General features: G+C 63.8%; 6 protein-coding genes and 1 pseudogene. 5 read left to right on the top strand and 2 right to left on the bottom strand.

All coding sequences use genetic code 11. The features are described 5' to 3' along the window. Positions 1 to 222, bottom strand: a 222-nt coding sequence (locus tag JCM21793_RS27855; RefSeq protein ID WP_036541557.1) for a P1 family peptidase, incomplete at its 3' end; no start/stop codon positions are given. Continuing rightward, positions 222 to 1,280: a branched-chain amino acid ABC transporter substrate-binding protein gene (locus tag JCM21793_RS22475; protein ID WP_025031792.1), complete on the bottom strand. Its 1,059-nt coding sequence runs from the start codon at positions 1,278 to 1,280 to the stop codon at positions 222 to 224. The genes JCM21793_RS22475 and JCM21793_RS27855, both read right to left, overlap by 1 nt. A gap of 254 nt (positions 1,281 to 1,534) precedes the next feature. Between JCM21793_RS22475 and JCM21793_RS22470 the strand changes: the two genes are divergently transcribed. The 5 genes and pseudogenes from JCM21793_RS22470 to JCM21793_RS27850 all read left to right on the top strand — a co-directional run. Beyond that, entirely contained in the window at positions 1,535 to 2,029 is a 495-nt protein-coding gene (locus JCM21793_RS22470; RefSeq protein ID WP_025031791.1) for a flavin reductase, read from the top strand. Positions 2,030 to 2,058: 29 nt separating this feature from the next. Further along, positions 2,059 to 2,976 (top strand): AAA family ATPase, encoded by a 918-nt coding sequence (locus JCM21793_RS22465; protein WP_370671668.1) that lies wholly within the window; start codon positions 2,059 to 2,061, stop codon positions 2,974 to 2,976. Beyond that, complete coding sequence (locus JCM21793_RS22460; protein ID WP_025031789.1) at positions 2,977 to 4,236, top strand: vWA domain-containing protein; 1,260 nt, start codon at positions 2,977 to 2,979, stop codon at positions 4,234 to 4,236. After that, positions 4,229 to 4,567: an XdhC family protein gene (locus JCM21793_RS22455; protein WP_025031788.1), complete on the top strand. Its 339-nt coding sequence runs from the start codon at positions 4,229 to 4,231 to the stop codon at positions 4,565 to 4,567. The genes JCM21793_RS22460 and JCM21793_RS22455 overlap by 8 nt, the downstream gene beginning before the upstream one ends. Further along, positions 4,567 to 5,255, top strand: a pseudogene (locus JCM21793_RS27850) (XdhC family protein); the annotation flags it as partial. The gene JCM21793_RS22455 and the pseudogene JCM21793_RS27850, both read left to right, overlap by 1 nt.

Here is a 5,255-nt window from a genome sequence, read left to right as displayed (position 1 = left end):
GCCGGACAGCGTGATCGCGTCCACGCCGTCAACCAGATTGTGCGGCTCGAGCGCATCGGTCTCGCGGGTGCCGGGCGCTCCGCCGAGAACCTGGACACCGGCGGTCGCCGGCGTTTCGCACAGCACCGCGGTGACGCCTGATTTCACGCTTCCGTCGGTGTGGTTGCCGACGGTGAGACCGGCGACATCGGTGATCAGGTTGCGGGAACCGGTCCGCCACATCACTCAACCTCCTGAAATGTCTGCCCGTCGAAGCGGAACAGGCGATAGAGGGGCTGCTCGAGGTCGCCCTTCCGATCGAAGGAATAAGGGCCGAGCGCTGTCTGGAACGTGCCGGATTCGAGTGCATCGGCCACCGGGCCTGACCCGGTGCGGAGCGCGGCAATGGCAAGCTCGGTCGCCGCGAAGGCGGGCAGGACGTAGCCGTCGGGTATGATTCCCGCCTCTTCAAGCGCTTTCCCGGCGGAATCCGTTGCAATATCGGCCCAGCGCGGCAGGCCGACCATCAGCGTGCCTTCCGCAAGCGGGATCGCGCTTTCCTCTGCACGCAGCGCTTCGCCGCCGGCGATGACGAGATCATAGTCCATGCCGCCCGCATCGCGTGACAGAATGGCAATGTCGCTGCGGTCTCCACCGACGAACACATGCGTGGCACCGGAGCGCTTCAGCCGACCGGCCAGACCGATCTGATTGTCGAGCTGCGGGCGGAACGTATCCACGAAAACCGGTGTCAGTTCCTGCAATTCGGCCGTAGCGCGCAGATTTTCCGACAGCTCGCGTCCGTAGATGGTACCGTCGTCCACAATGGCAAAGAAGTTTTCCCGCCAGCGGGGAAGCAGGATGTCGGCAACGGCATCGCGTTCGGCATCGGCGCGCGGGGCGGTGCGGAAGACGGGCCAGCCCGTGCGCTCCCGCTGGTCGGTAAGGGTTGCGGTGCGCACACCGGGCGTGATCACAGGAATGCCGGCTTCGGCAAAAAGCGGCAGGGCTGCTTCGATGGCGTCGGTGCACAAAAAGCCCACCACGACAGGTACGTTCTGCTCGATGAGCGCGCGGGCGGCTGCTTGACCACCCTCGGTGCTGCATTGTGTGTCTGCTTCGACAATCTGTGCGCCACCCGCTTGAGCGGCCAGACGCGCGCCATCGCGCATCTGCTGGCCGAGCAGGGCAAAACTGTCGGTCAGCGGAGCGGCGAGGCCGACAACCGGAGCCTGCGCATGGGCCACAGGAAAGCTGAAGGCAGCAAGGCTGCTCAAAATGAAAAAGGCGAAGCAACGCATAGCTGGAGATCAATCACCCATTTGACGGTTGCGCAGTAACACGAGAATCAGCCCGCCCGCATCCGAACTTAACCGTAAAGATGCGGAACTGGTAAATAACCGTGTCATATGGCACTTCGGGTAATGTGAACCTGTTTTAAAGGGCTCTGGCTGGCGCAGCCCTTTTTCCGTTTTTGGACTGTCAGTCCGTGATGCTCCTTGGTAAGCCTGCCCACCCAACCTATATCGCACACAAGAGTTGAAAAGAGTTGACCGTGCTAAAGACCAACGAGATCGAACCGCGCCACTACCGCGATGCCATGGCCCGTTTTGCCGGTGCCGTTCATGTCGTCACCACGGATGGATCGGCAGGCAAACGCGGTGTGACGGCCATTGCGGCGTGTTCGGTTTCGGACAACCCACCCACAGTGCTCGTGTGCCTCAACCGCGAAAACCCGAGCAATGACTGCTTTGTGGAGAACGGCGTTTTTGCGCTCAACACGCTGGCAGCGGACCATCAGGAGCTTTCCAACGCGTTTTCAGGGTTGACCGGGCTTTCGCCCGAGGAACGCTTCGCGCAGGCGCGGTGGGAGACGATCGCCACAGGCGCGCCGACCCTGTCGGACGCGCTGGCGGTTTTTGACTGCCACGTGGTGCAGACGGTGGAACTGGGCACGCACCGGGTTTATTTCGGCCGTGTTGCCGGTCTCAGCATCGGCGACAAATCCAGCCCGCTCCTCTACCATGAGCGGGGCTACCGGGTATTGTAGCCGCAAGTCCTTTCGGGAAAACTGGGGGAATGATGGCCCAACCGAGCACACGCGGCCTGCCGCAATCCATCGATGAAACGCTGGCGCTTCTGACCGACGGTGGCTATGTGGCCGACCGCTCGCTTGCGACCGTGCTGTTCCTGAGCCTGACGATGCAGCGGCCCCTGTTTCTGGAAGGCGAGGCGGGTGTCGGCAAGACCGAGATCGCCAAGGTTCTGGCCGACCGGCTCGGGCGAAAACTCATCCGACTGCAATGTTATGAAGGGCTCGATGTCTCTTCTGCCGTCTATGAGTGGAACTATGCCGCCCAGATGATCGAGATCCGCATGGCCGAAGCGGCAGGCGTTCATGACCGCGCGGAGATGGAAAGCGGTGTTTTCTCCGAAAAGTACCTGATCCGCCGCCCGGTGCTGGAAGCGCTGGAACGCAGCGTGGACGGGCCGCCGATCTTTCTGATCGACGAGCTGGACCGGGCTGACGAAGCCTTTGAGGCCTATCTTCTGGAAGTGCTTTCCGACTATCAGGTGAGCGTCCCGGAGCTTGGCACGATCAGGGCCGCAGAACCGCCCATTGTCGTGATCACCACGAACCGGACACGCGAAATACACGACGCGCTGAAACGGCGCTGCCTCTACCACTGGGTCGATTACCCGGACGCGCAGCGCGAGCTCGATATTCTTGCCCGCAAGGTGCCGAACGCCAACGCGACGCTGGCCAGACAGGTGGTCGTGTTCGTCCAGAAGCTGCGCGAGCTCGATCTCTTCAAGGCACCCGGCGTTGCCGAAACGATCGACTGGGCAACGGCGCTGACGGCACTTGGCAAGGAAACGCTCGATGCCGAGACCGTGTCCGACACGATGGGCGTTCTCCTGAAATATCAGGACGACATCGTGCGCATGGAAGAGGGCGAGGGCGTGCGTGTTCTGGAAGAGGTGAGGGTCGGCTGAATGGCCGCCCCGGCATCGCAGAAAACGGCTTCGGTTGAGCCGCAGGGCGCGCGGCTGGCAAACCGCATTGTCGGCTTTGCCCGCATGCTGCGCCGCGCCGGCCTCAGGATCGGGCCGGCAGCGGTGATGGATGCGGTGCGCGCGGTGCTCTCGGTGGGCATCGAGAAGCGCGAGGATTTTTACTGGACCCTGCATTCGACCATGATCTCGCGGCGCGAGGATCATGCCGTATTCGATGCCGTGTTCCGCCTTTACTGGGCACGGCGCGAGGATCGCGACGACGCGGACGGCGGGGGGGATGATGAAGAGGCGGAGGTGCTGCGCGAGAAGAAGCGTGCGGGAGACCGGCGCGCTGAAGATGCGCTCGATGAAGAGCGGCGCGCGATCATCAGGAAGCGCCCGGAATTCGAACTCGATGCCAGGCTCTCCTTCACCGCGATGGAAGTGCTGCGCGGCAAGGACTTCGCACAGATGTCGGCTGCGGAACTGGCCGAGGCGCGCCTTGCGATGCGCGATCTCACCCTGCCTTTCGACCGCGTGGCGACGCGGCGTTTTCGGCCGGATCCGCACGGCGCGCGCATTGACCCCCACGCTATGTTGCGGATGAGTCTGCGCACGGGCGGCGACCTGATCCTGCCGAAATTCCGCTCGCCGCGCGAGATTGCGCCGCCGCTGGTGGCGCTGGTCGATATTTCGGGCTCGATGAGCCAGTATTCGCGTGTTTTCCTGCATTTTCTCCATGCGCTGACGGAAAAGCGACGGCGCGTTCACAGTTTCACCTTCGGCACGCGGCTGACCAACATCACGCGGGCGCTCAGCAGGCGCGATCCGGACGAGGCTATGGACGAGGCGTCGGAAACCGTGCGCGACTGGTCGGGCGGCACGCGGATCGGCACGGCACTTGGCGATTTCAACCGGCTGTGGTCACGCCGGGTTTTGGGGCAGGGCGCCATCGTGCTCCTGATCACGGACGGGCTGGAGCGCGACCATATCGAGGTTCTGTCACGCGAGATGGAGCGGCTTTCGAAATCCTGCCGGCGGCTGATCTGGCTAAACCCGCTGCTGGGTTTCGACGGGTTCGAGCCGCGCGCACGCGGCATGCAGGCCATGCTGCCCCATGTGGATGAATTGCGGGCCGTGCACTCGCTCGATGCGCTTGGCGATCTCGTCGCCGCGCTGACGGTACCGGCAAGCGGCGGGGACTTGGCACGGCACTTCCGGCGTGCCCATATGACGAGCGGGAGAAACGCCAATGTCTGAAGGCATGCAGAACAATGATCCGCGAGATCCGCTGATGATCGCGGAGGAATGGATGAAGGTTGGCCGTGATGTGGCGATAGCCACGGTGGTTGAGACCTGGGGCTCTGCGCCGCGGCCCGTGGGAAGCCATCTGGTGATCGACACGGACGGCAATTTCGAAGGCTCGGTTTCGGGCGGTTGTGTCGAGGGTGCGGTGGTGGCGGAGGCCGCAGACGTGCTCGCGGAGGGCAAGCCGCGCATGCTGGAGTTCGGCGTTGCCGACGAGACTGCCTGGGAGGTGGGCCTTTCCTGCGGCGGGCGCATCAGGGTTTATGTGGAGAGGCTCGGCTAGTGGACCCGCATTCGCTAAAAAAACTGAACGCGTTGCGGCGCGAGCGCCAGGCTGCGATCCTGTTGACGGATCTGGGTGACGGCCGCGACCGGGTGATTGGCGAAGGCGACACGGTGGCGGGAGCCTGGGAGACGCGGTGGCGCGCGCTTTCCGATCCGGCAAATCCGGCGTCGCGGAGATCGATGGGCGCGATTTTTTCCTCAACGTGCATCTGCCTGCGCCGCGTCTTGTGGTGATCGGCGCGGTGCATATCAGCCAGGCGCTGGCGCCGATGGCGAAAATCGCAGGGTTTGATCTGACGATCATCGATCCGCGCACCGCCTTTGCCTCGCCGGAGCGGTTTCCCGAGATGGCGCTCCACGCCGAATGGCCCGACGAAGCGCTGGCGCGCCAGCACTCGATGCCTATACGGCGCTCGCAGCACTCACCCATGATCCGAAGATCGACGATCCGGCCCTCAGGGCTGCCTTCGAAGCGGAGTGTTTTTACATCGGTGCGCTGGGAAGCCGGAAGACCCATGCCAGACGTGTCGAGCGGCTGATTGATGCCGGTGTTCCGGGAGAGGCGCTGGAGCGGATCGATGCGCCCATCGGGCTCGATATCGGGGCGGCGACGCCGGCAGAGATCGCCGTGGCGGTGCTCGGCGCGGTGATCCGGGCGCTGCGGACGCGCGGGCTGCAGGGCGGGA

The organism is Nitratireductor aquibiodomus NL21 = JCM 21793, from assembly GCF_000615975.1.
Classification (GTDB): domain Bacteria; phylum Pseudomonadota; class Alphaproteobacteria; order Rhizobiales; family Rhizobiaceae; genus Nitratireductor; species Nitratireductor aquibiodomus.
This window is presented reverse-complemented; position numbering and strand designations above follow the sequence as displayed.

What these genes read in the sequence shown, in the direction of transcription:
- JCM21793_RS22475 (WP_025031792.1), bottom strand. Translation starts at nt 1,280, where the DNA reads ATGCGTTGCTTCGCCTTTTTCATTTTGAGCAGCCTTGCTGCCTTCAGC.
- JCM21793_RS22465 (WP_370671668.1), top strand. Translation starts at nt 2,059, where the DNA reads ATGATGGCCCAACCGAGCACACGCGGCCTGCCGCAATCCATCGATGAA.
- JCM21793_RS22460 (WP_025031789.1), top strand. Translation starts at nt 2,977, where the DNA reads ATGGCCGCCCCGGCATCGCAGAAAACGGCTTCGGTTGAGCCGCAGGGC.
- JCM21793_RS22455 (WP_025031788.1), top strand. Translation starts at nt 4,229, where the DNA reads ATGTCTGAAGGCATGCAGAACAATGATCCGCGAGATCCGCTGATGATC.